Annotated in this window: 25 protein-coding genes; 6 read left to right on the plus strand and 19 right to left on the minus strand. The window is 40.9% G+C overall.

From position 1 onward, the window contains the following. From J8L97_RS15720 to J8L97_RS15795, 16 genes are all read right to left on the minus strand, one after another. Positions 1-4,643 (minus strand): beta strand repeat-containing protein (locus tag J8L97_RS15720; protein WP_247688697.1); only part of this gene is annotated, 4,643 nt, incomplete at its 3' end. A gap of 5 nt (positions 4,644-4,648) precedes the next feature. Beyond that, entirely contained in the window at positions 4,649-5,821 is a 1,173-nt protein-coding gene (locus tag J8L97_RS15725) for a TIGR03032 family protein (protein WP_211051004.1), read from the minus strand. A 37-nt stretch (positions 5,822-5,858) separates the two neighbouring features. Next, on the minus strand, positions 5,859-7,130 hold the full coding sequence (locus tag J8L97_RS15730; RefSeq protein WP_211051006.1) for a S8/S53 family peptidase: 1,272 nt from the start codon (positions 7,128-7,130) through the stop codon (positions 5,859-5,861). 94 nt (positions 7,131-7,224) lie between these two features. Beyond that, entirely contained in the window at positions 7,225-7,764 is a 540-nt protein-coding gene (locus tag J8L97_RS15735; RefSeq protein ID WP_247688698.1) for a phage tail protein, read from the minus strand. A 10-nt stretch (positions 7,765-7,774) separates the two neighbouring features. Beyond that, positions 7,775-8,305, minus strand: coding sequence for a phage tail protein (locus J8L97_RS15740; RefSeq protein ID WP_211051008.1), 531 nt, complete (start codon positions 8,303-8,305; stop codon positions 7,775-7,777). Positions 8,306-8,317: 12 nt separating this feature from the next. Next, positions 8,318-8,863, minus strand: coding sequence for a phage tail protein (locus tag J8L97_RS15745; RefSeq protein WP_211051010.1), 546 nt, complete (start codon positions 8,861-8,863; stop codon positions 8,318-8,320). 63 nt (positions 8,864-8,926) lie between these two features. Further along, positions 8,927-9,208, minus strand: coding sequence for a DUF6916 family protein (locus J8L97_RS15750; RefSeq protein ID WP_211051012.1), 282 nt, complete (start codon positions 9,206-9,208; stop codon positions 8,927-8,929). A gap of 29 nt (positions 9,209-9,237) precedes the next feature. Continuing rightward, the gene (locus tag J8L97_RS15755; protein ID WP_211051015.1) at positions 9,238-9,747 is read right to left on the minus strand and encodes an N-acetyltransferase; all 510 of its coding nucleotides are present in this window, start codon (positions 9,745-9,747) and stop codon (positions 9,238-9,240) included. A 15-nt stretch (positions 9,748-9,762) separates the two neighbouring features. Next, positions 9,763-10,380, minus strand: coding sequence for an aspartyl/asparaginyl beta-hydroxylase domain-containing protein (locus J8L97_RS15760; protein WP_211051016.1), 618 nt, complete (start codon positions 10,378-10,380; stop codon positions 9,763-9,765). 244 nt (positions 10,381-10,624) lie between these two features. Further along, positions 10,625-11,044 carry a hypothetical protein gene (locus J8L97_RS15765; protein WP_211051018.1) on the minus strand — a complete coding sequence of 140 codons (420 nt, stop codon included), beginning with the start codon at positions 11,042-11,044 and terminating at the stop codon, positions 10,625-10,627. Positions 11,045-11,141: 97 nt separating this feature from the next. After that, positions 11,142-11,342: a hypothetical protein gene (locus J8L97_RS15770; RefSeq protein ID WP_211051020.1), complete on the minus strand. Its 201-nt coding sequence runs from the start codon at positions 11,340-11,342 to the stop codon at positions 11,142-11,144. Positions 11,343-11,449: 107 nt separating this feature from the next. Next, complete coding sequence (locus J8L97_RS15775) at positions 11,450-11,863, minus strand: hypothetical protein (RefSeq protein WP_211051022.1); 414 nt, start codon at positions 11,861-11,863, stop codon at positions 11,450-11,452. After that, complete coding sequence (locus J8L97_RS15780; RefSeq protein ID WP_211051023.1) at positions 11,860-12,795, minus strand: ornithine cyclodeaminase family protein; 936 nt, start codon at positions 12,793-12,795, stop codon at positions 11,860-11,862. The genes J8L97_RS15775 and J8L97_RS15780 overlap by 4 nt, the downstream gene beginning before the upstream one ends. Before the next feature lie 7 nt (positions 12,796-12,802). Next, positions 12,803-13,903, minus strand: a complete 1,101-nt coding sequence (locus J8L97_RS15785) for a Xaa-Pro peptidase family protein (protein WP_312037175.1) — start codon at positions 13,901-13,903, stop codon at positions 12,803-12,805. A 66-nt stretch (positions 13,904-13,969) separates the two neighbouring features. After that, positions 13,970-14,635: a GntR family transcriptional regulator gene (locus tag J8L97_RS15790; RefSeq protein ID WP_192507350.1), complete on the minus strand. Its 666-nt coding sequence runs from the start codon at positions 14,633-14,635 to the stop codon at positions 13,970-13,972. A 123-nt stretch (positions 14,636-14,758) separates the two neighbouring features. Then, positions 14,759-15,157: a hypothetical protein gene (locus tag J8L97_RS15795; protein ID WP_211051024.1), complete on the minus strand. Its 399-nt coding sequence runs from the start codon at positions 15,155-15,157 to the stop codon at positions 14,759-14,761. A 174-nt stretch (positions 15,158-15,331) separates the two neighbouring features. Between J8L97_RS15795 and J8L97_RS15800 the strand changes: the two genes are divergently transcribed. From J8L97_RS15800 to J8L97_RS15820, 5 genes are all read left to right on the plus strand, one after another. Further along, a complete protein-coding gene (locus tag J8L97_RS15800) occupies positions 15,332-16,168 on the plus strand; it encodes a hypothetical protein (RefSeq protein WP_247671234.1) in 837 nt (278 codons plus the stop codon). 94 nt (positions 16,169-16,262) lie between these two features. After that, positions 16,263-16,514 carry a TIGR03643 family protein gene (locus J8L97_RS15805; protein WP_211051025.1) on the plus strand — a complete coding sequence of 84 codons (252 nt, stop codon included), beginning with the start codon at positions 16,263-16,265 and terminating at the stop codon, positions 16,512-16,514. Between the two features lie 207 nt (positions 16,515-16,721). Then, on the plus strand, positions 16,722-18,362 hold the full coding sequence (locus J8L97_RS15810; RefSeq protein WP_247682660.1) for a methyl-accepting chemotaxis protein: 1,641 nt from the start codon (positions 16,722-16,724) through the stop codon (positions 18,360-18,362). Between the two features lie 84 nt (positions 18,363-18,446). Further along, positions 18,447-19,463: a tetratricopeptide repeat protein gene (locus tag J8L97_RS15815; protein WP_210998163.1), complete on the plus strand. Its 1,017-nt coding sequence runs from the start codon at positions 18,447-18,449 to the stop codon at positions 19,461-19,463. A 79-nt stretch (positions 19,464-19,542) separates the two neighbouring features. Continuing rightward, the gene (locus J8L97_RS15820; protein WP_210998164.1) at positions 19,543-19,959 is read left to right on the plus strand and encodes a VF530 family DNA-binding protein; all 417 of its coding nucleotides are present in this window, start codon (positions 19,543-19,545) and stop codon (positions 19,957-19,959) included. 88 nt (positions 19,960-20,047) lie between these two features. Here J8L97_RS15820 and J8L97_RS15825 read toward each other — a convergent pair whose 3' ends face one another. Genes J8L97_RS15825 through J8L97_RS15835 form a run of 3 tightly spaced genes read right to left on the minus strand, consistent with a single transcriptional unit; the run spans position 20,048 to position 22,354 of the window. Next, positions 20,048-20,818: an ABC transporter substrate-binding protein gene (locus J8L97_RS15825; protein WP_282098542.1), complete on the minus strand. Its 771-nt coding sequence runs from the start codon at positions 20,816-20,818 to the stop codon at positions 20,048-20,050. Between the two features lie 46 nt (positions 20,819-20,864). Continuing rightward, positions 20,865-21,272 (minus strand): phosphate ABC transporter substrate-binding protein, encoded by a 408-nt coding sequence (locus tag J8L97_RS15830; protein WP_210998166.1) that lies wholly within the window; start codon positions 21,270-21,272, stop codon positions 20,865-20,867. Between the two features lie 11 nt (positions 21,273-21,283). Then, positions 21,284-22,354: a porin gene (locus J8L97_RS15835; protein ID WP_211051026.1), complete on the minus strand. Its 1,071-nt coding sequence runs from the start codon at positions 22,352-22,354 to the stop codon at positions 21,284-21,286. Between the two features lie 209 nt (positions 22,355-22,563). Here J8L97_RS15835 and J8L97_RS15840 point away from each other — a divergent pair, with 209 nt between their 5' ends. After that, positions 22,564-24,186 (plus strand): methyl-accepting chemotaxis protein, encoded by a 1,623-nt coding sequence (locus tag J8L97_RS15840; RefSeq protein ID WP_211051027.1) that lies wholly within the window; start codon positions 22,564-22,566, stop codon positions 24,184-24,186. The last annotated feature ends 469 nt before the right edge of the window (positions 24,187-24,655 follow it).

Genomic DNA, 24,655 nt, shown 5'->3' on the forward strand with positions numbered 1-24,655 from the left:
TTATCTTCGCTGGCATTAACGATGGCATCACCTTCAATGGGTGTGGTTATACTGGGTGTGCTTGCACTGGTATCAATGTTAATAGCAAGTGCGCTTGATGCACTACTATTATTACCGGCCAGATCTGTCGCAACTACGGTAATAGAATGTGTGTTTGCAGACAGTGCAGATGATGGCGTAAAGCTCCAACTTCCACCAGCAGGCACCACCACCGACCCTAACACACCATCCTTATCTGAAGTGAGTGTTATCGTGTCTCCAGCTGCCGCCGTTCCATCAATGGTCGGCGTGGTATCTGATGTAATATTATCCGTATTTGAGCTACCAGTATCACTTGCACTATTTAAGTCTGGGGTACTGGGTACACTTGGAGCTGTTGTGTCTAATGTGACACTCAAACCCGTTGAAGTTGATGATGTATTGTTACTAGCATCCGTTGCTGTTGCGGTAATCGTATGTGTTGTATTTGACGTTAATACACCAGTGGTTATCTGCCATGTACCGCCTGTTGCAGTACCCGAACCTATTATGGTTCCCCCAGACACACTGCTAAATAGCTTAACCGTAGACCCTGCCTCTGCAGAACCTGACAATGTTAATGTTGTATCATTGGTATAATTATCAGTGTTTGAAGAACCGCTGTCTGACGCTGCATCTAAATCTAACGAGGTTGGCGCATTTGGCGCTACATCATCACTGACTGTAATGGTAAATGACTCTTGAAACGAAGACGTACCATCATGTGATTGCACACACACAATATAGCTGCCAGCGCTGATTGCTGCTTGTGTTTCTAATATGCTGCCATTTATCTGGAAACTGCCATTGCCACTATTGGCTGTACACGTCCCGCTTGTTGACGTACCAGCATTAACTAAAGTGTATGTATGACTACTATCATCCACATCCGTGGTACTTAAGGTGCCAACATCTGCCCCCGCACTGGTGCTTGATTGAGTCATACTTGATGAAGACAGTGCAATATCGGTTGGCATATCATCCACTGCAGAAATCGTGACTGTCGCTTGGTTTGTCCCTGTACTATCAGATGTACCATCATTAAAGGTGTAATCTAACGTTACACTACTTGACGGGTCTTCAGACGTATTAGCATAAGTAAGTGATGAAATAACCGAATCAACAATACTTGATGTTGCGCTGCTATTAAATGTGAGTTTAATCGTACCAGCAGAATTGGTCGTTACGGTGCCGACTGACACACTATTATAAGTAAAGCTATTACCTTGTGTCAGTGCCCCAAGTAAACCGGTGTTAGCAAATACATCGGTGCTATTTGCGCCACCATTTCTTGCTATGGTCAAACTGGCATTATTATAATCGCCTGTATTGCCGTTGAGCGCATCCAGTTCTGTATCAGCAACGGTTACGTCACTGTCTATTGTAACGGCACTATTGCCCTCTGTGAAAGTTGCACCGCCATTTAACGAAGCAAAAACAGGCACATCATTACTGGCAATAAAGGTGATCACCGTATTCGCGCCACTGTCTGCCACAGTAAATGATAAATTTGATGCCGGCGCATTTGTCAGCGACAGTGTCAACTCAGATATATTAAAATCCGTCGCATCGGTATCAACTTCTAATGTACTTGAGCCATTAAAGCGTACATTGTTAGTCGATAACCCAGTGACACCTGTTAACGTGATCATGTCCCCAATTGCTAAATCTGCGATGGTATCACCCGACAGGTCAGACGTACTGCCTATGAAGTTGTCGTTACCCCCATTACCCGTCATTGAATCCGTACCGCCGCCTGGGCGAATCGTATCGGCACCCGAACCGCCGGTATAAGTATCCGCACCATTAAAATCGGTGGCTGAAATGGTTAACACGTCGCCACTAAAAGCACTGGCATTTAAGGTAATAGCGCCCGTTACAGCACTGCCAGTTGCATTGGTTATATCAACCGTCCCCCCATCTGAAGCAAAGTTATCTGTTAATGTCAGTGTAAAGTTACTATTTGTCCCTATAGCAACGCCCTCAACAGATGAAACCGATGTGCTGCTAAAATCAAACGTGCCGCCATCCATTAATTTCAGTATTTCGCTGCCAGCACTACCGGTCATTGACGTACTAAAATTACCAATATTAGCAGCATCAATCGCAACGGTTGCACCGCTACTTAAGCTCAGGGTCCCTATATTAAAGTAGCTCCCACCAGAGACATCTGCGCCATTAGATGCAGATACAGTATCGGTTTGGCTTGCATCACCGGTTAATGTGCCCGTGTAAGCACTTGAGCCTATATCAAATGTTATTGCATCTGTTGATGAATTAGCTGTCACATTCGTTGTACCATTACTAATAGTAACTGTTCGCGTATTAGTACTATCATCACCTATGGTATAAGACTCAACGGAAGAAAATGTGGTTAAATTACCATCCCCACTGATAATAATTGTTTCAGAACCAGGCGCCGTAATTGTGCCACCAAACGCGTTGTGCTGACTGGCAGTCATAGTCACTGAGGCGCCCGACGCTAAGGTGAGGTTATTCACATTAGAAATAGACCCTGCAGATATATTCGCACCACTGCTTAAGCTGAGCGTATCTGCAACAGTATTATCACCCGTAATAGTGCCTGTAAACGCAAGCGTGCCTAAATCAAATGTGATTGCATCAGTCGCTGAGGTTGCAGTAACAGAATGCCCTGCGCTGGTGACCGTCACCGACCGAGCGTTCGTACTGTCATCATTTAAGGTATAATTCTCAATGGCCGATACGGTACTCACATTACCATCACCAGAAACAGATACTGTTTCTGTACCGCTGCCAGATATCGTTCCAGTAAAACTAGACAATTGGGCTGCATTAATTGTTACAGTACCACCAGCAGCAACCGATAAATTCTCAAAGCCACTGACGGTCGCACCCGATATATTTCCGCCGTTGGTAACAGCCAATGTATCTGTGCCACTTCCACCCGCTAAAGTCCCTGTCGCACTCAGTGCATTCACATTAACCGTGTCATCGTTACCACTACCCGTTAGGTTTTGTGACGCGCTGCCTAAAGTAAATGTATTCGCTGCACTCAACACATACGTTTCAATCGCACTGTTCCCCGTTAAGCCATCGGTCGCTGAGCTTATGGTGATAGAATCAGTGCCGCTTGCAGTTACTGTTGAAAAGCCATCGTGTTGCGCTTCTGTCATTGTGACCGATGCGCCACCGCTCAATGTTAAAGATTCGAATGCACTGACTGTTGCATTGCTGATACTAGCCCCTGTGCTCATTTGCAGCACGTCGGTATCGCCGCCACCAGCAAGCGTACCCGTAACACTTAACCCTGCAATATTAACGGTATCTGCACTACTACTACCGGTAATATTTTGCGCTGCACCAGATAAGGTAATATTAAAAGCCGCATTTAAAACATACGTTTCTATGTCTGCATCTGCAGTCACCGTACTATCGTCATCGGCACTTGCCAAAGTAAACGTATTTGTTCCGCTACCATTTATGGTCGTAAACCCATCGTGTTGCGACTCACTGAGCGTTAACGACCCATTGTTATAAGTAGACAGGGTTTCAAAAGTGGTTAAACTGGTAAATTGTGTAAGGTCACTGCCATCTATTACAATGATTTCATCTGTACCACCCCCACCTTGCGCGGTTGACCCAACAATATGACTGGCTGAAGATATGGTTAAAGTCTCATTGTCACTGCTGAAACTAATAGCAGGGCTTAAGTTAGTGCCCGATGTGGTATTAAATGATGCTGCAGAACTACTTGCCGCGGTTACATTGGCCACACTGATTACAGCAGTGCGTGTCTCGCTATCGACTGTGCCATCATTAACAACAACGGTAACTGTTCTAGATGTAGTATTAGGCGTGTTACTCGAGTTATTATAAGTCACCGCTTGTAAAAATGTCGCCACCTCAGTAGTTGTCGCTGTTGCATTCTCCACTTTTATTTCAAGTGCATCTGAAATATCCGACTTGCCTGATACGCCAGTTAAAGCATTTTGAGCACTCGCCGACACATTTATTCCTTCATCTGCATCACCTTGACTATTAGTGAGCTTAACTGTAATCGTTGTGATTGTATCTGTATCTGTAACCGTCGGACTCGTCATAAAACTAACGGCACCTGACCCTTCAGAAAACGAGGCTGTAGTATCGTTACCTGATGTGCCACTATTTAAATCAAGCGCAGGCGGTTCGTTTGCATTGCAAGATGGAACTACCTGACCACCGTTAAAAAAAGTGCAAGTAAAAGCACCTGTTGTTGTACAACTGCCATTTGGCCGTTGACAAAATACACCATTAGCAAACAATCTGCCTATTAATAAATCACTACTAACCCTTGTCCTATCACCTGATACAATAGTGACTTGTTGGGTACGCGGTTTAAGTAGGCCTTGCGCCTTCAAAAAGGCTAATGTGCTGCGTAAATCAGAGCTTGAAACATTTCTTGGTTCATTTCTTCCTTTGCCAAAGGAATTAAATGGATCATTATTCGCTATAGCAGCTATCTCAGTTGCCGCCTCAATGCGCTCTGTATTGTACGATTGCTTATCATTTGAAGGGGCGTTAACTGTATCCGCGTATGCACCGGTAGCAATCATAGATGGTACTGCGATTGCCAAAATGCTTTTGTTAAGACTTATGCGTTCCATAATAATTACTCCTGACAAAATTCAAAAATGAAACTTGATAGTGCATCTGAGCTTTGTAGTACCTCGGGTGCTGTACTATTGGTTACAATTGCAATATCGTAAATTTGCTTTACGTCCCCTGAAAAAGTTAAACGGCTAATTACTTTCCCAGTATTAATATCCAATAGCCAAACACCACACTGACTTTCCTCCAACAGTCTTTCATTCCCTTTAAAATTAAATTCTGCGTCTGATGCACGTAATGTGCTTGTACCCACAATCATTAAATCACCAAAGAATGTCATCCCTCTCGTGAAGCCCGGGAGCTCAGCCAAAACACGCGCAGTGCCTACTTCGGGGTCATATACATGAATAGCCCCATCGCCAGATGCACAGTAATAGACTTTATCTAAGTGGCACCTCGGTGAATGCGGCATTGAAATACCCGACTTAACTATTTTATTTTCAACAACATCAATAAGTACGCCGTGACTACCAAGTTCATCTCGCCAGCCCTCTGCTGTATCCGATTCACTAAACGCAGTTGCGTAGCGAGGCGCTCCGTCGAGCATTGCCATGCCATTTAAATGGCATCGGTTATCAGGCTTTAGTTCTGAAATAAATGACGGTGTCCAAGCAGCAACAAAACTGTGATTAGGACTTAACTTACAGAGGCACGAAAACATTGAATTAACCACCCACAAACCATCATTCCCCCAGCCAATATCATGAATATTAATCATACCGGTTGACAAGGTTGCCCGTTCCATAAACAAACTATCGGATTCTTTTACACTTTGAATTTGCAATTCCCACTGTTCTCGAAATTCGGCTATACCACCAAGTGCATTGTCTTGTTGTTTTTTTGGTAACGCTTCATAACTATCAAACTCACCGCGAGAAATATCCCTACGTCCTTTGTCTGTTCTTTGAAAGTCAATCACCTGGTTCAATGTACCCAGAGTGATCCTATTATCATCGGCATACAAACCCATAGGCCTCGGGAAAGCTTTTAGTTTTGTTTCTAGTTTTCCAACTTGAGACCGTACAATAATTAGCCTTTGTGAGTGATAACTAGTCGCAAGTAAAGAAATACCGAGCTGAGCCAATATTTTTGGTAAGTTATCACTATAGGTGCTACTAAAATCTAAATTTTCAGTTTCAGAATTCACACCCGGTTTCGAGGTACGCAAAATCATATTCTCCATTATTCTTTTAATGCTTTTTTTAGTGCTATCATTTAGCTATTACTACGCTACGTGCTGACTTGATGTGTTCAACTAAATGTAATTGGTTTAATGGCTGTGCGACACCACATGCTTTTAATTGCGCAATAATACCAGACACGATAGCCGCTGATGAGGAGGTACCCCCGAAATCGGCATACCCACCCAATGACGTCGACTGTATCGAGGAGGGTGCATAGTAATCAACACATTCACCATGATTAGAAAACTCGGTTAACTCTCCCGCTTTATTCAGTGATCCTACAACAACTAATTTGTCTAATTTAGAGAGCTGATTCATTTCACACGCTTTTTTTCCATTATTACCTGCAGACACAACAATGATCGGATCATTGGGTGCCGATGCTAGATCCTCAATAACCTCAGAGGTTATATTTGATAAGAATGGGAGAACCCAGCTACAGTTAATTACATCTGCTTTCATTAATTTGGCCACGTGAAATGCCACTATTAAGGAAGAAGTCCATGTTGACACTTGCCGAATGGCGATTATTTCACTGGTAGGCGCAAAACCCTCTCCCCCCACATTGTCACGTTTAGCCGCGATAACCCCAGCGACCAGTGTGCCATGATAGTCTATTCCCTTTTTAGCACTGGCATCCAATACATGTTCATCAGCGTCGTACTCGAGTAAAACAGTTAAATCATTAAATTCGCTATGACTAAAGTCAAACCCATCATCAATAATTGCGGCCCTAACTTTCTTAATAGGTGAATGACAAAAAGGAGGCTTAAGTGATGTTACAGAGCTTGCTTGAACGTGAACTTCTTTTCGCTGAACTTTATTTGGCTGAACTTCGTGATTGGCTCTTGGTAACTTTCTAACAGGGGCTATATCTGGCTCCACCGCGGCAACATCTTGATGGGCTTTTAATACAGAAAAAACATCAAAAAAATGCTCTTTTTCTGGTGTGACCCAATAGACTGCTCCGCCTTGCATCTTTGCGATAACTTGCACTTGGGTAATTTGACTATGTAATTCTATGATTTCTTGTTCTGACAGCAAAGATTTGATTATTATTTTTTTATTAAACGCGTACTTTTTACCTTTTTCATCGCTTAAAACATCATTGTTGTATTGACTCAGAACAACCGTTTCTTTGTTACTCTGAAAACGCACTGAATTTACAATAGGCTGAGCAGATAACCCCGCAATGAATAAACAAGCAGCTAAAGTAAAGTACACGTTAATTGCATTCCAATTAAAGTATTTCAATAGTACCAAACAAACGCCATTCTGACTCTTTAAAATGAAATACATTACACTCCCTTCACTACTACCCAGCTAATGCCGAAACTTTAAACACAATAACGAGATACACAAGTTTCTTAGCCAAAACCTGTGTATCTGCGCGTTAATTTCGTGGCGGATAAATTCCATCTAGTGCAATACAAAAATTGAGCACCAATGCAGGTTGCATATTCTCATGAGGTTGGCCAGCGCCCGCCACAGAAAAGCTAGAGCTATCCATTAAATTAACATCATTATCAAGTGGTGCTGTGTACCTCAGTACTCCACCTGTTGCGCCAATGTCGATTGACAGATTGTTATTACTTGGCTCCCCAGTATCACCAGGCTGCAGCACACCAGAAATACTGTGTGTATGTGCAGGTAATTGAGATGGAACCAATGCCTCTTGAGTGAATCCGCCAAAATAAGAGAATGGCCGCAAGGATAGTCCAGGCCCCTGCCCTGCATGCATAGGCGTACGCCCTGCTAAATCAGGAATGCCAAATGTTGTTCTACCATTTCCTCCAAAATTAGCCCCTAACAAACTAAAGATTGCTGTCATCTGTGCAATACTTAAAATTTGGCCACTACAAGTGGCCCAATCTTGAGGACTGAACGTTGCGCCCAAACTTCGAATTTCTCCAATAAATGGATCTGCCATCATTTATTCTCCTCTAGTTTCTTGATGGAAAAATGCCTTGCAGGCAAATAACAAAGTGAATGGCCAAGTAGGGCATCATATTATTATGAGGCACATTACCTCCAGCGGACTCAACTGCTGATTCGCTCAATTCTTGTACCGCACCTGTTACTGCACCATTTAAATACGCGGTTTCATTTTGTGGACTCTTTGCAAGTACATTACCGATTGCAGTAGATGTGTTTGCACTGTTATTGCTTGCTTGTAAACTATGAGTATGGGCAGGAATTTGACTCACTTGTAAGGTCACACTCTCTACACCCGTTTTAGCCGCAAGTGGATAATTTTGTAAGCCTGGCCCTTGGCCAAAATGAACAGGTATACGGCTTCTCATATCTGGCAGTGCAAACGATGAGCGTCCATTTCCCCCGTATTGGGCCCCTATCAGGGCAAACAAAGCCTGATTTTGATTTACTGCCATAATGGTGCCATTACACATTGCCCATTGCCGTGGTGCAAAAGTGGTGGCCATCATCTTTATTTCACCAACAAATGATTCAGACATGCTTTCTCCTTATTAATTTCTTGGTGGGAAAATACCGTCAAGCGCCATGCAAAAATTCAGTGCTAATAAAGGCTGAATATTCGTATGAGACTGACCGCCCCCCGCGCTAGAAACAACGTCTTGTGCCAGCCCTGTTAGATTTGCAGAACCGCTGTACATAAAGGGCTCTGGTCCGCTAAAAGCATCCTTTGAATTAGAAAACACCCTATCGGTAAAAGTTGGGTTATTTATTGCCTCAGTACTGGTCGCTTGTACTCCATGAGAATGGGCGGCTATTTCAGCAATACTGAGCGTGACATTTTCCACGCCATACTGGTTGCCAGCCGTAAATACCCTACTAGGCTCACTTTTCAGAGTTCCTCTCCCGATTGGCGTTCGCCCTCGAAGGTCTGGTAATTTAAAATTCGTTCGACCATCACCTCCAAATTGAGTCCCTAACAATGCATAAAGTGCCCCATGTTGTGAGATCGTAACAAACCCACCATTACAAAACACCCAATCTTTTGGGGCAAAATTAAACGCAAATGGCCTTATTTCTGACATAAACGGGTCAGCCATAAAAATCTCCTATTCACTTAATTAAACGGATAATTTACTTTATTAATTAACTTAGAACGCCAACTACCTCTTTTGAGCAATATGTATCTCATACTCTGTTTCACTATTTGGCGATAAAAACAATTCAGCTTCACCAAATGCTTCATGCTCGAGCTTATAAGTACCTTGGCTTAGAGGTTCATTGGCTTTGCCGTTTAACAGCACACTAAATGCATTCCACTCGTCTCCATCAAGTTTTGATTTTTTGACCGATGATATTTCTAATTTCACTTCGCCGTTTTGGCCTACAATCTTGACAACAGACCCTTGTGCACTTTCAACATTTTCAAACGTAAATTTTTCCATATTAAACCCCTATGCTTACTTTGGTTTAGTTACACACCGCTCATTAACTTCGCTGGGTGCGGGTACCACACCATAAATTCATATGGCGGGCTTATTGATTCAACTTGAAATCCTAAACGACAATATAACTGCTTTGCTGCCACATTATTTTGTTCAACAGAGAGCGTTAAAGGTGCACCCGACTGTAATGCCGCACTTTGAAATGATTGAATTATTGCAGAGCCAAAGCCATGCCCTCGGGCGCTGGGTAAAAAGCCAATGTCGACAATACGAATTTCGTTTGGGCCAAAATCGATGGTTGCTTTGCCTATCGCTTCATGGTGCTTTTCAATAATGAAATACATTGCATTGGGGAACTTATCCCCATATCCTTCGGTTTGAGCCCGAAATTGCATTTCTACAATCGACTCTACGAAATCTTTCTCTCCATCAATTAGCTGTAAATCTTGGCGCATAGAATGGTGCAGCTTTTCTAAAAAAGGTTTATCTGCTGTATTAGACGGCCTTATATTGAGCCCTTTTGGAATATTAAATTTCATTACCTCGTTATCTCCTTAACTTACTTTTTTACAGCAATATGTTTTGTTTTTAGAGTTCATAATTAAGTTAAATAGCCACTCATTAACATTGCAGTCTATGACAAGGTTAATTCTTGATGTATCTCCGGTGTTTTTCACTGAATGTTCTGCATCGGCATTGATATACCAAACACTGTTTACAGCCATCGGCGCAGTTGCCCCATCTACTTGAAACTGAACTTCTGGAGAAATCTCTAAAGGAATATGAATCCGTGCTTGTGATGAAGTCTCAAGGCTGAGCCCTTGATCTCTATGGGGTTTAATATATGAATTAGGATGTAAACGCATCAGACGTACAGACAAGACGTCACATTCGAACCGAGCAATAAGAGCCCTAATAGAAGGCAAACGTTTCAAATACTGACTTTCTACCCAAGGGCTTTCACAATTATGTGAAAATGCTTGTAAAATGATATGGCTATCTAGGTGCTCTTTGGGAATTATTAAAGGCAATACATCCCAATCTCCGTCATAGCAAGACGTATTTACGTGGCTTACCCAGTCATGGCTTTTCGCAGCTTCAATATCAGATGATAGCTCCAACCCTTCTAACGAAAGATCTAACTGTGCAAACGCCAAAATAGGCTCAGACATCCAACTTCCTTATAATTATTTGGGAGATAATGTATGCCTCTACATAATCTGTCCATAATCATACAATACGATTAATTGCTTTGATATAAATAATTACACAGTTTGGCGTAATTCCAAATTACAACACATTACACTGGCAAAAACTGCCCAAATATGTGCTTAACTCTTTCTCATTATTACAAAAAGAGTATTGCTATCTTTTACTAGCTGCATCAAAATATAGCCTACTTCTAGCCATTATCAACTATTGATAGTCCATTTCAATCGCATGTATTTCTTGCTCCGACACAGCTTTAAGTAAGCCACTTAGTATTACTGCCTTTTCATGATTTCGATCTGAATACCCTATAAATTGCCTTTGAGAGTGAACCAACTCAGGTAGAATTGAGACCGGTAGATTAAATTGAGTGACAATTTTTTCAGCCCAGCGCCTGTCTACTAACACCGCATCTACACGATTAGATGACAAAATGTCAAACAACGCCTTAGTGTCTTCATCTGAACCTTCATAGTAAGAACGTTTAATAATAATCGCGTTGATATCCGCCAAGGTGTTAAGTGCCGCTTTTGGGTTGGGGTATTTTTGTGCTATTACTACACTGAATAAAGGTAATGATTTGATTTTTTCTAGCGTTAAAAACTGATTATTAACGTTTACCGCCAATGCCATTTCCCATACAGATACACCATGCTCTACCAGATTTAAAGAGTCTGAATGGTCTAGATGTAACGTAAAGTCGTATTTACCACTTAAAACATCATCAATACAACGCTTGTAAGGAAGCCGAAATGTTTTGGTTGTTTAATACATACTTGAGTAAATCAACTTGAATGCCTTTAGCTTCACCTGCGTCTTCGACAAAGCTAAATGGCCACCATCGCGAAAAACAAAAGCTATACGTGTCTGACTGGGCAATTACATTACAATGAAATAGCCAAATAAAAATTACCACCCATTTCATGCCTAACAACCTATGAACTGCGCTAATACTTAACTAAGCGTAATCGGTTTTAGACTAGGTGCAAATAAACACACTGTATTTTATTTCAATTACCCCAACCTTCAAGGCTAGCGTATAATCGGCAGGGTATTACTTAGCAACACACATAACACAACACCCAGTGACATAATAAACCATAACTTCGCAAATTTTGTTTGTTGACATGCATTGTAATAACACTGAGTGGGGTTATCCGGGTCAATCAAAATAAACGTAGGTTCATTGGCACTAAATGAGTCACATAACTGGGTTCTATAAGCTGTTTGACAGCTATATTGTTTCTCTAAAAAAGTAAACTCAACTAATAAACTTTGCTCAGACAACATTTCCATCGGACCCGTTTTATGCTGCTTCACTTTTATTAAATTATTGACTTGTACTTGTCGCCACACGCGTTTTTTTAATCGCTTTCTTTTACCTTGCCAGTATAATAACGATGCCATAACCAGCATTACTGCGCCTAAAACCAATAACCAGTTCATAAAACCAACCTATACACTAAATGCGCCGTTAACAAATCACTTAACGCCATCCCGACTGATTTAAACACAGTAATATCATCACCTGAACGTACAAAACTGACATCATGTAGCTCACTTAGTTCAGCAACAACAAACGAGCTATCGATCAGTCCTTCCGAGATAGGAATGAGTACTTCCCCCGCTTCATTAAGCACGTTTACGCGGCTATCTACAAACAATTTAGAGCGGGTAACCGTTATCGAGTCACATTCTCTGTGTTGTTTATGGTGATTACCTATCAAATCAACATGGGCTCCAGGCTTTAACCAAGCGCCATCAAAAAGTGGCTCATGAGATCCGGTTGCACAACTGACTATATCTGCACTGTTTATTGTGGCTTCGTTTGCATTTCCAGATGTAAATTCAATACCTTTAAACTTGATGGAAAGCGTTGAAATTAATGATGCTACTTTTGCTTTATCACGAGCAACCAAGGTCACCTTTTCTATCGGTCGTACTGACAAATGCGCTTCTATCATATAAAGTGCCAAATTACCGGAGCCAAAAAATACCAAATGACGGCTGTCAGGGCGAGAAAGGTAAGAAGATGCCAAAGCAGAAACACTTGCGGTACGCCAAAACGTCACGCTTGTACCGTCAATCAATGCTAATGGTTCACCATGTTGTCTGTCGAAAAGCATAATTTTCGAGTATAAGCTTTTAAACCCTTTCTCTGTATTACTTGGAAAATAAGTGAATGACTTAACCCCAATGACTTCATTGTTCCATGCCGGTAACACCGCAAAAGCATCATGATTGTTCGCATCTTCTGTAAGAGGAAACACCTGTCTTGGTGGCGTACCAGCAGGCTTTGCAAACCCTATTTTTAGTGCTTCAATCACAGCCTTAAAACTTAAACTGCTGTGTACTTGTTGCTCTGAGATGATATGCATATCTCTGTTACTCCACTATAAATTGTTTCGGTGCATGAGTTAAATACTCAAACCCCTCGTGCGTTACCAAAATGTCATCTTCAATCCTAACCCCCCCTAACTCTGGAATGTATATCCCAGGCTCTATCGTAATTACATTTCCAGCCTGTAATACAAAATGTGTTTTCGGTGTGATGAATGGTGTTTCATGCAAATGCAGCCCTAAACCATGTCCGAGCCCCTTACCTGCATACTCCTCATAGCCTGCGCCAAACAAAACGCGTTCTGACGCTGCGTTCAATTCAATACAATTAATGCCTGATTTAACCAGTTCAAGACTGGTATTTTGCGCCGCAATAACCGTGTCATACATATGCTGCTGCTTAGCAGTTGCTGATTGATAAACATAGGTGCGAGTCATATCTGAGCGATATCCATTAACCACAGCGCCAAAGTCAATGAGGATCATGTCACCCTCTTTAAGCTGTGTGTTGCCAGGCTTGCCATGAGGCAATGCACTACGAGACCCAAATAATAATATGGTATCAAAGCTAACACCATCAGAGCCCAGCTTCTGCATCTTATAGTCAAGTTCAGTGGCAAGCTCCTTCTCCGTTACGCCCAAACGTACATGCCCTAACATGTCAGCAAGTGCAAGATCAGCTATTGCAGCCGCCTTTTTAATGCTTGTGACTTCCCATTCACACTTTACCGTTCTAAGTTGCTCTATCAGACCTGTTATCGGTCTAAGTACTCTATCTAGTGTGGTTGCGATTTCTTGCCATAAATTTACTGTAATATACGCAGCATCAAACCCTGTATCGCCACTGGGTAAATAACGTTGAATACACGCCCCCAATGTTTCACTACTGCGATCTCGGCACACAATATCGCAATGCTGGCACTCCTGCTGAGCTCGCTCAAAGTAACGGTAATCTGTGATTAAAATGTATTTTTTTGGGCTAGCAATAAGATATGCTGCGTTACCGGTAAACCCTGTTAAGTAGTTAATATTTTCAGGGCCAAACACCAGCATGCTATTGAGCTTACTGTCGTTCAAAGTTTGGTTAAATTTGGATTGTCGAGAAGTGTACCTTGAGATCATTGCGCTATTAGAGTCGTTTTCCATGCGACACAACATAGCGCAATATCAAATTGCATACAATATTAAATATTCAATAAATTTACATATTTGTTATTTTGTTTGCTCTGTTTTTAGTAATAATTGCTTAATGTCATCTTTGGCAGCACTAATATGCAGTTTCAAGTACTGGCATGCTTTTTCTGCATCTTTAGTTTTACATAATTCAAGTAAAGTACGGTGCTCTTCCGGTGCCGTTTTAATACCACCCGCCAATAATATATGCATGCGCACGTAACGCTCCGAGTTTTTGCTATACATAGCAACTAACTCCGCCGTTTGCGGACGATTCGCTCTGCTATACAACTTTACATGAAACTCGGCATTAAGCTTACCTGTTGCTAATTGTGTATCACCAGCTTCTGTGGCTTCTTCTAAGTCGTATAATATAGCTTCAGCTTCAAGTAAGTCTCGAGGCGTTAAATTAGCGATTGAATGACGTAATAGCTCTGCCTCCAACAATGCCCGTAAATCAAAGATTTCATCAATTTGATCCGCGCTCAGCATTGTCGCCGTTGCGCCTTTATGCGCTTCAAAATTAACTAATCCCTCTGCTTCCAGTTGTAACAAGGCCTCTCTAACAGGAATGCGACTCACGTTTAACTCGTCCGCTAACGCAGCTTGACGTAATGGGTCGCCGGCTTTAATTTCTCCTGAAAGAATTTTCTCTCTTATTGCTTCTGCGACAAGTTGTGTACGTGTTTTATGCTCAATTCCCATGAGTGCCCCTATATTTTGCATTTAGCATACATTATACATATATCAGCTATTGCTGCTACATTTGACTGATAAACATCACAAATGCTGTATGATTTAATTATTTTTAAGCTACAACGCGCTGGCTTAATTTATCTTCTGCCAAACCTCTCGTTCAACCAGTTTACCATTTTTATGAAGTGTATGGTGCCACAAGTCTTGCTCTATTTGATAAGTAAATGCCATCGACTTACCTATCAAATTGTTTACATTGCCATATTCAACGTGCTCAGTGAAATGGGTATTATCCAATTGGTACGATCCACCTCCTGCATATAAAAATTTTCCATTATTTTGTGTTATGTAACTAAAGTGACTTTTTGAAATTATCTTTACGGAACTTAACTCAGGCGCGCGTGCTGTAACCAGCCCTTTATCAGTTGCGTACTCTCCTTTAACAAACTGCCACGTGCCTATTAATGGATTTGCTATCACAACATTGATATTTAAAACAACCGCTGCCAGCCCTAGTTTTAACCTTATCATAAATTAACCTCTTGATTTTATTAAAAAAAATCAAGATATTAGAGCATACTCCATCAATTTTATCACTTGAGATACTTTCATATACTAAGCAAGCTCTCAATATAATGTAATTTTTATATAAAACACAGGTCTATTATTAATTAGTCGTAGTTCAATTAACAATAGCGAAAAATAATGTATATGAACCTCAACAAACTACTCATGCTAGTGCTTTTTATCAGTTTTATTTCACGTGAGGCACTCAGTATAGAGTTGAAGTATCAAAACTTTGATGCGCTGTCTACTCAACAACAGTCTGTTGTTAAATCTTGGATAGAATATGGCGTACTGGCTAGCGAAAATACATTGGGACCATTATCCCAAGATTATGTCCCCGTTAAATTAAAACCACGATACTTTGCATTTGAGCCAGTTCCTTGGGCAACAGTAAATAGAGGTAATCCTGACGGTATTGAGCTACACTTCAATCGCTACGCAGCAGAATCTACCTTAAAAAAGGATTGGACGCTCTATCACGAAATTGCCCATTTGTATCATCCACTATTAAACTACGAAGACTTTTGGATAAGTGAAGGGTTAGCAACCTACTTGCAAAATATTACCATGTTAGAAAATGGCATTATTTCTTACCATGATTTTAAGAATCGCTTATGGTCTGGCCTCTCAAGAGGAAAACAACAAACTAAAAGTAAGCAAGGTAAATTATCCAGCGTATCAAGTAACATGTGGTCACTACGCGCACAGCAAAGAGTCTACTGGAGTGGTGTAGCATTTTTTATTGAAGCTGAAATTGCGCTAAAATCCAAAACACCATCAGCGCCCTCAGTTGCTCAACTGATCAAGCAATACCAACTATACCGCAAAGACCCCACCCAAGATACTAACCACTTTATTAGTAAGCTTGATCAGTTAAGTCACAGTGCTGTTTTTACAAACTTATATCGTAAATACATACACAGAAAAGACTTTCCAATCATTACCCGAACTCAAATTGATCAGTTGAGGCATTAATAAATGATAAGATATCATGGCTAAAAGCAGCCAATGACTGCCCCGAATCTGCACTTCTTTCGTATATGGTAATATTTATATAAAGAGTAGAGCGATGAATTATAAAGAACCAGACATTTCACGAATAATTGAAATGGCGTGGGAAGATCGTACCCCTTTCGAAGCAATTGATAATCTATATGGATTATCTGAGCCTCAATTAACTCAGTTTATGCAAAACCACCTGTCTCGTCGCAGTTTTGTTACATGGAGAAAAAGACATAGAGGTCGCAAAAATAAGCACTTTCACCTGCGCCTTACAACAGTAACTCGTAGCCACTGTAAAACTCAATACAAATTAAAATAGTCTCTCAAAAAAATTCAGTTCAATGGCGCTTCATATTATTGACTGGCTTTTTTACAGATGGATTGCCTCTGAACAGCATCAAAGCATTCATTTTGAGTTCAGAATGCAATTTAAAAAAGATTGTTTCGGTCTATTACACTATAATTGCAACACTTTTGCTAAGATTACAATTAGTTGCGCTTCATTCAATCTTATATGGGTATCAAATTGGACTATTTATCAACTTTAAAAGTAAAAACACGATTGGGAATAGGGTTTGGCTTTATATTAAGCTTGCTGATTCTGCTCACTATAATGGGCATCATTAAAGTTAACTTTATTGATCACACTTTGGCAGAGATTACCGATGTTAACTCTGTTAAACAACGATATGCCATAAATTACCGAGGCAGTGTACACGACCGAGCTATTGCAATCAGAGATATCGCGATGGCACGATCACCTCAAGAGATCACACGTTTTCAAAACGAAATTAAAGAACTCGCCGAATTCTATTTAGAGTCTGAAGAAAAGATGTCAAAAATGCAAAGAGACGGCATACACTTTTCCAGAGATGAACTGCGCATCCTCAATAACATTGATAAGATCCAATCACAAACCTTACCTCTGATTGAAAGTATCATTAATGATAAACGCCGTGGAGAGGTCATGACGACCACCATTTTAGACTCGGCCCGTCCCGCGTTTATTGAGTGGTTAAATGCAATAAATGAATTTATCGATTTCCAAGAAGTTAAAAACCAACAGCTGACCCCTGAAGCTCGCTCCGTTGCTGGTGGTTTCCAAGAGCTCATGTTGTCCCTTTGTGCACTTGCCATCGCAATATCTATTTTCGTTGGGCTTATGATAGAGCGTAGCTTTAGATCTTCCTTGGGAGGAGAACCGTTTGAGGCAGAACAAGCCATAAAAGCTATGGCCAATGGTTCCTTAACACATACTAATACGGATCACCCTACAGGCAGTATTCTCCACTCTTTGTCCGAAATGAGTAAAACACTCACAACCACAGTGCGCAACATCGTCACAGCATCACAAAATGTGTCAGTGCAAGTCAATGATGTCGCTCAAGGTTCAGCTTCTGTGTTAGACGCGGCCCGCCAACAAGCATCCTTAACTTCCGATACGGCATCTAAGCTCTCTGACATGCGCCACAGTATTGACCAAGTATCTCAAATAGCGCATCTAACGGAAAACAACTCGTCAATGACAACTGACAATGCCAAGCAAGGTCGAGAGCTCGTATTCGATGCAGCCCAAGAAATGGAAAAAATTGCCACGACAGTTGATGAAGCAGTAAACCAAGTAAAAAAATTGGAAGAAAGAACCAAAGAGATTGGCGGTATTGTTAATGTGATCAGTGGCATTTCTGAACAAACCAACTTACTAGCGCTCAATGCTGCTATTGAAGCGGCCCGTGCCGGAGAAACTGGTCGAGGATTTGCCGTTGTCGCCGACGAAGTTAGGCAGCTAGCACAAAGGACAGGTGAGGCAACCTCACAAATTGAAACAATGATCTCTGAAGTGCAAGCCGAGACAGCGGCCAGTGTATCTGCAATGGAAACAACCCAACCCCAAGTGGAAAGTGGTAAAGAACGTACAACTAAAGCAAGCGAGCTTCTCGCTAATATTGAAGAGCAGGCTGCTGATTCACTTAACAGAATAAAAGAAGTCGCCAAAGCCACTTCGGATCAAGTTAATGTAGTCAGTGATATAGCCACTGCGATGGAACAAATATCCGCGATGTCATCAGACGCTATTCATTCAATGCAAAATAATGAAAAAGCCGTAGATTCGCTGAATAACCTATCTAGTCAGCTTAAAGGGGAAGTGGACTACTTCAAAATTTAACATTAGACGCCTGAAATCTAAATAAGCATTCAGGCGTCTTTTTGACCACGATACGTGGGTCAAAACAACCTAACTGGATAGACTATGGGATTGAATTGGATACCTTGGGTTATTTCAATGACGCTTTCTCCTGCACCATTATTTAATGCGCTAAATGAAATTAAATCGCTTAACCGTACCGAACCAAATAAAGCGCTGCAATACTATGAAGAAATCATAGACCGCATTCCAACTATCCCTTCAAAAGGTTCAATGGAACTTCACTTAGCTGGACTGGAAGCCGCGATTCGAACCAATAATAGCCAACTCATCTCACATTCACTGGGTATCATTACTCAGACCCGCTGGCTTAATACAACTGTACATAGCCATTTTCGCATATTCGTACCAATGGCCATCCATCATCGCAGAATAGGTGATTATGACTATGCAAAATATTTGAACTTATGTGCACTTAATTGGGCTGCAACAGCCCGTGACTATACCAAAGTAGTTGGTAATTTGACCGTTGTATATCGTTATACAGGACAACATAAAGAAGCGGTCACATTACTCAAAAAATCACTACTTCGCGCCAGCACTCAAACTGTAAAAGCTGGAATTTATAACAACCTCGGTAACTTTTATCTACTTGAGAAAGACTATAAACAAGCCGAGTCTATGTATAAAAAAGCATTAAAAATTCATAATTTAGAGAATGATATCTTGCTGTCGTCAAGTGTCGGTTTAAACCTTTTATACATCATGACCCAACAGCAAGATTGGCAAAACTTTGCGCGTTACAAAGACGCTATACAACAAACCGTTACACACAGTGAGAAAGCTGATTTTATTGAGTATCTAAATTGGCTATTACTCGTATTTCGCACGCGCGGTGATGGCGCATTATTAACAGCTGATGAAGTTGCCAGATTAAATACACATATGTCTATGTTAGTCACGACTGAAATTGCACCGTCAATTGCCGAGTTTGTATTATTGTTTGACCATAAAGAATTAAGCGCGGCGTGGGGCCAAGTCTCCCCTTTACTTATCAACAAAATAACTAGCACTGGCAAACGTGCTCCTATTGAACTCTCATGCTCACCTCAGGCCCAGTGAATTACTGCTATAACGGTTTCAATAATCATAAATAGTACTTATAATTACCCTAATTTATTTAAAAACTCAGTGAGCAAAGATGAACAACAAAGATCTATACCGGAGCAACCCATTGACCGGTGTTAAACTTGACCAAGTGATTAACGAACTTGTCGAGCAGTATGGTTGGGAGCTTCTTCACGCTTATTTACAGCTTAACTGTTTTAAAAATAACCCGAGTACTGAATCAGCCGTAAAATTTTTAAAAAAAACAGTATGGGCACAAGAAAAAGTGGAAAATTTTTACCTGTACCGCTTAAAAAACCTACCTAAGCCTGATGATGTACAATACGAACTGCCCCCTCGCGACCGTATTATTCCTGAAGGTCATGTACCAGGCACACCGTGCGAGTTAAGCTTTTCGGATGCAAAGCGTATCCAAGAAAAAAAAGCTGCTAAAGATAGAGCCCGTACAAGAAAGCAACGTTCGTCTGCACAAAACCCTTGGGGTAACTAATCATGTATCGCTGGGCAGCTGCCCAGCTTATTTTTGTATTAATGTTACGCTTTATAAAAGCAGCAGTATTTAGCAAGAACCTCACCTTTCACCCTTGCTCATAACGTTTCACTAAATCATCAATTTTAGGCTTTAAGTTTTTAATTATATGATTAATTTCTTCAACTTGCTCTAAGGTGAAACGCTCTTTCCTAAGTAGAAAGTGCACATCATTGTCATGTACTGGATATGGCCAAACTTTCAACTTATCTAGTGCCAGTTTACTTGCTATGTATTGACCCGTAATCTTATCTTCAATAATGTAATCCACTCGTCCTATCGCTAAAAGCTCTGCTCTGCGTTTAATGCTAGCAATCGCAATAAACTGCTCTTGATATTTATCTTGATTAGCCAAATCTTTGACTTCTTCTCCATAATACGAGCCTAAGCTCACACCGATACGAATGTTTTGAGTTAGAATTTGTTCTAAAGAAGTGATATTAACCGGTGAATTAATTGAAAATAGTCGCATTTTTTCTGTGCGATAAGGCGCGGAATAGAGCCCGAGTTTGGCCCTTTCTTTAGTATAACTGGTCATCAAAACAACATCGACGGAGCCGCGCTCAAGTTCATTAAAACTGCGAGCTGAAGAGGGCAATTTTACAAAAAATGTGCAGTGCCCCCATTGCTTGAAAACCATTTTTGCGATATTCACATCTAAACCATCAGCTCCAGATGCCGTCAACATGGTGAGCGGAGGCCACTCTACCACAAACCCCACTTTAACTGAGTCAATACATTCCTTTGCTATATTTACAAATGAAACACACAAAAGCAAAGTTGCAATAATAAATTTAAATATATATGTAGTGATTCGCATAGCTTTAGATACGAGGAAAAGCAACGTCGCTTTTCCTCACAGCACCTTAAAACTGCTTAATTACTTTAACTTGATCTGTCACAGCACCTGAAGAAACAAATCCGATTGTATCAGGGTTAGCGGCAATCATTTTCAGCACTTCGGCATCATTAGACACCTCTTTTGGCGGCGTTCCTTTACCAGTAAAAATTAATTTTGACCAATACGCTTTAAGTTGCGCTGAGGACTTATTCAACACTTTATCGTTAAACTCATCGGTAACAGCACTCCCCGCCCCTTGCGAAATTGGGATAACTTTATTGCCATTAGAAAAAGACTTCTCTTTACCAGTAAAAATACGCTTAATTGTCGAAGCCTCAAAACTACTTCCGTTACTTGGATGAACAATAACAGACACATCAGCATATGCATTGATTGCACCGGTTAATAGCAGTAAACATGTTAACTTTTTCATGATCTATCCTCCTAAAAAACCACATCGATACCAAGTGTCAGCGCTTTACTATCACCTGCAACGGCCAGTGATACTGAGTCATCGTTAACTTTATCATATTGGACTTTAAATGCCGCGGATGGGTGAAAATCCCACCGCACACCAACAGCTTGCGTATCGTGTTTTTCTGCATCTTGACCTTCACCTTCAAAGTTAGAAACCATCACATATGGGGTGAAATCATTGATACGATACCCAGCACTAATCATGTAGGTATCTAAATTGCCGCCTAGATCTAATCGGTTAAATTCGGATAAGATAAAGAAATTACCAAAGTCAGCATTAGCAGCTAGCCCATAAAACTTGCCATCTCTTGAGTCTTTGCCATCCCACATGGTCGCTTCACCGTTACGGAATCGTTTATTGGTATATTGCATATGGGTAAATCGTAGCTCTAACCAATCGTAGCTTAACTGGACCACGCCTCCCAAAATATCTTCCCAGATTTCTCGCGTTGGCGTTTGAAAAAAGAAATCAGATAGAAGTTTGTTTTCGCCATCATCTTCACGCCCTGTATAAACGTTTGCAGATATCCCCCAATCTCCAATTGAGTCGTTATAAAGTACGTTAATCCCTTCATAATTAAATATTTGCCACGTATAATTATCAGCTGGCGCGCGCATCCAAACGTAAGCATAGCCTACATCGTAAAAATCTGAATAATAGAACAAGGGTAAGCGCTTTTTACCTGCCTGAATTGTCCAATTATCATTAATATCGTAAGACACATACGCCCATTCAAACTCGGCGTCATAGTCATTGGCACCACGCGCAACAATTTGCCCTGTTACACTTAAACCATCCCCTAAATCACCGCTAACCTGTAAGCCTATCAGTGATTCTGGCGAAAATGAGAAATCCTCTTTATATGCACTAACAATTGGATAGTCAGCAAGAAATGTGGGTTCTAAACCGAATTGAGGAACCCCTGTTCCACTCAAAACTTTACCACCATTGATACTTGCAAATCCGGATATATTTACCTCTGCGTGAAGCGCTGTTGAGGTCAACGCTGCGAGCAAGAGAGTTGATTTTAATTTCATAGATAGCTCCGCTAATCTAGTGTTATTGGCAGAGCTAAGTATAGTTAAACATCCGAAAAAGAAAGTTTTATTGATAAAAATTGGATTGGGACTAAGCTTTATTCAGATGACGGATACATCCGATATAGGCACTCAGCCTTATGGACCGACTCATCTGGTCGTATATCACAACTAATATGTTGTAATATTGTTAGCTAATAAGGTGTTATATGTCTTCACTATTGCATTTAAAAAATCTTAGTATCTCCAAAAAGATACACGCAATAACGATCGTGGCTGTGACGGCATTTGTCGTACTAGTTATGATTAACTACAACTCTATGCAAGCAAATCAGCACTCATTGGATGAGCTTGAAAACCAAACCTATAAACTCCTCATACTCACATCAAAAAATGTGACAACGATGCAGGCGTTAGATGAAACCTACACGCAATCAGTCACCTTTGGTGATGCCGAATTGATAGATAAAGCGGAGGGAATGAGCGAGACGTTGCTTGATAATTTAGAAGAAATACCAGCACTTAATCGTAACTTTCCAACAACGAGTACCATTAATGATATTAAAAAGTATGAGGTTATCGCAAAAAACATAGCGAATAGCATGATCGATGGTACGGCAGACTTTGCCACACTTCCTCAAAAAGCAAAACAGAAAAGCGATTTGTTTGACGAAGTGATGGCTCAGCTCAGCAGTGACCAAAAAAGAGCTGATGAGCGATTTTTCGAGCTGATCAATAATACCAAAGTTAATGCTGATAGCGCACTGACGAAAATGTTTATCGTCACGATTATTTCATTAATTATTGTTATTATGCTGGCTGTCATGATTGCAAAAGGGATCAGTTCTGCTGCGAAAGAGGCAGCCGGTAATTTGAACTTGCTCGCTGAAGGAAAAGGCTCTTTGAGCTCACAATTAACGGTGCACTCGGCCGATGAAATTGGTCAAGTCTCTCGCAACTTCAACGCTTTTGTAAACTTGTTACGCGCAACTGTCGTTGACGTGATAGCCGTTGTTGAACCTCTTACACAAAACTCAACAAGACTCGTTGAAGGTATGCAATCAGCAGAACACGCCACCCAACAACAATCGAGTGACGCTGAGGTTGTGCGTCAGTCTATGGAGGAAATGAAACAAAGCGTTGGGGATATTTCACAGTCTGCTGCAAATGCATTCCAAGCTGCTGAGCTCGCTGAGAATGCAGTTGATGAAAGTATGAAACAAATCAATGTATCTGTGGCTCAGTCTCAGGATTTAAGCGAGGAAATTAATAAGGCAGCGAATACAATCAACAAGCTTGCTGACGACACCCAAAATGTTACTCAAATCTTAAACGTGATCACTTCAATTGCCGAACAAACCAATCTACTTGCTTTGAACGCAGCTATTGAGGCTGCCCGAGCCGGCGAGCAAGGCCGAGGCTTCGCGGTGGTTGCTGATGAAGTTCGAGAGCTTGCATCTCGTACAGCAAAATCAACCAACGAAATACGCGAACTGATCAGTATTTTGACCGTCGCAGCGTCAGATTCAGTTACAGCAATGAATAGCGCAAGAGATATGGCAACAAACAATGCTCAGGCTGCAGAAGCAACAGGGACATCAATACAGCTAATTTCTGAACAAATTTTAGCCATTAACGGAATGAACTCTCAAATTGCAACGGCCACTGAAGAACAAACATCTGTTGCCGCAATGGTGGTCGATAACGTATCGAGTATGCATAGCTCTTTTGAAGAAACAATGAACTCCCTTTCTCAAGTTGGTGATGTGGCTCAAAACCTACATAAGCTATCTGACAACCTGCTCGACTCTACATCTAAGTTCAAAATTTAGACTATTTTTATTAATTAAAACCTCAGTATCTTTATCTGGGGTTTTAATTACGAAAATTCAAAGTTTATGCCGTTTCCTATCGTGTTATCATCAATACTAGACAAACGATTCATTGTATTCCCAATGCATTTTAAAAATGATTAACCTCAGGTTTGGATAAAGGTTTTGGAATAGGAAATATTTTGTAAACAAACTTACGTACAATCCAATGATGATATTTTGTTCAATATCAAGGCGCTTTTATGCAGTAATAGCGGGCTATTACAAATGAAAGCAACGCCGAGAGTGAGTAAAATAGCTCTATTGGGCAAATTCGCTTATCCAGAGCTGAGGTTGATTACCCAAGTGTCAGGCGCATCAATCACATTAAACATAGACACTCTATTTGCACGATAAACATCGTATAATCACCAGGGAAAAGTTGTGTTATAGATAATGTGTATTGATACTACTGTTATCCGCACCCACA

Origin of the sequence: Pseudoalteromonas sp. MMG012 (assembly GCF_018100875.1) — a bacterium.
Lineage (GTDB): Bacteria > Pseudomonadota > Gammaproteobacteria > Enterobacterales > Alteromonadaceae > Pseudoalteromonas > Pseudoalteromonas aurantia.

What these genes read in the sequence shown, in the direction of transcription:
- J8L97_RS15725 (WP_211051004.1), bottom strand. Translation starts at nt 5,821, where the DNA reads ATGATTTTGCGTACCTCGAAACCGGGTGTGAATTCTGAAACTGAAAAT.
- J8L97_RS15730 (WP_211051006.1), bottom strand. Translation starts at nt 7,130, where the DNA reads ATGTATTTCATTTTAAAGAGTCAGAATGGCGTTTGTTTGGTACTATTG.
- J8L97_RS15735 (WP_247688698.1), bottom strand. Translation starts at nt 7,764, where the DNA reads ATGATGGCAGATCCATTTATTGGAGAAATTCGAAGTTTGGGCGCAACG.
- J8L97_RS15740 (WP_211051008.1), bottom strand. Translation starts at nt 8,305, where the DNA reads ATGTCTGAATCATTTGTTGGTGAAATAAAGATGATGGCCACCACTTTT.
- J8L97_RS15745 (WP_211051010.1), bottom strand. Translation starts at nt 8,863, where the DNA reads ATGGCTGACCCGTTTATGTCAGAAATAAGGCCATTTGCGTTTAATTTT.
- J8L97_RS15750 (WP_211051012.1), bottom strand. Translation starts at nt 9,208, where the DNA reads ATGGAAAAATTTACGTTTGAAAATGTTGAAAGTGCACAAGGGTCTGTT.
- J8L97_RS15755 (WP_211051015.1), bottom strand. Translation starts at nt 9,747, where the DNA reads ATGAAATTTAATATTCCAAAAGGGCTCAATATAAGGCCGTCTAATACA.
- J8L97_RS15760 (WP_211051016.1), bottom strand. Translation starts at nt 10,380, where the DNA reads ATGTCTGAGCCTATTTTGGCGTTTGCACAGTTAGATCTTTCGTTAGAA.
- J8L97_RS15770 (WP_211051020.1), bottom strand. Translation starts at nt 11,342, where the DNA reads ATGAAATGGGTGGTAATTTTTATTTGGCTATTTCATTGTAATGTAATT.
- J8L97_RS15775 (WP_211051022.1), bottom strand. Translation starts at nt 11,863, where the DNA reads ATGAACTGGTTATTGGTTTTAGGCGCAGTAATGCTGGTTATGGCATCG.
- J8L97_RS15780 (WP_211051023.1), bottom strand. Translation starts at nt 12,795, where the DNA reads ATGCATATCATCTCAGAGCAACAAGTACACAGCAGTTTAAGTTTTAAG.
- J8L97_RS15785 (WP_312037175.1), bottom strand. Translation starts at nt 13,903, where the DNA reads ATGGAAAACGACTCTAATAGCGCAATGATCTCAAGGTACACTTCTCGA.
- J8L97_RS15790 (WP_192507350.1), bottom strand. Translation starts at nt 14,635, where the DNA reads ATGGGAATTGAGCATAAAACACGTACACAACTTGTCGCAGAAGCAATA.
- J8L97_RS15795 (WP_211051024.1), bottom strand. Translation starts at nt 15,157, where the DNA reads ATGATAAGGTTAAAACTAGGGCTGGCAGCGGTTGTTTTAAATATCAAT.
- J8L97_RS15800 (WP_247671234.1), top strand. Translation starts at nt 15,332, where the DNA reads ATGTATATGAACCTCAACAAACTACTCATGCTAGTGCTTTTTATCAGT.
- J8L97_RS15805 (WP_211051025.1), top strand. Translation starts at nt 16,263, where the DNA reads ATGAATTATAAAGAACCAGACATTTCACGAATAATTGAAATGGCGTGG.
- J8L97_RS15815 (WP_210998163.1), top strand. Translation starts at nt 18,447, where the DNA reads ATGGGATTGAATTGGATACCTTGGGTTATTTCAATGACGCTTTCTCCT.
- J8L97_RS15820 (WP_210998164.1), top strand. Translation starts at nt 19,543, where the DNA reads ATGAACAACAAAGATCTATACCGGAGCAACCCATTGACCGGTGTTAAA.
- J8L97_RS15825 (WP_282098542.1), bottom strand. Translation starts at nt 20,818, where the DNA reads ATGCGAATCACTACATATATATTTAAATTTATTATTGCAACTTTGCTT.
- J8L97_RS15830 (WP_210998166.1), bottom strand. Translation starts at nt 21,272, where the DNA reads ATGAAAAAGTTAACATGTTTACTGCTATTAACCGGTGCAATCAATGCA.
- J8L97_RS15835 (WP_211051026.1), bottom strand. Translation starts at nt 22,354, where the DNA reads ATGAAATTAAAATCAACTCTCTTGCTCGCAGCGTTGACCTCAACAGCG.
- J8L97_RS15840 (WP_211051027.1), top strand. Translation starts at nt 22,564, where the DNA reads ATGTCTTCACTATTGCATTTAAAAAATCTTAGTATCTCCAAAAAGATA.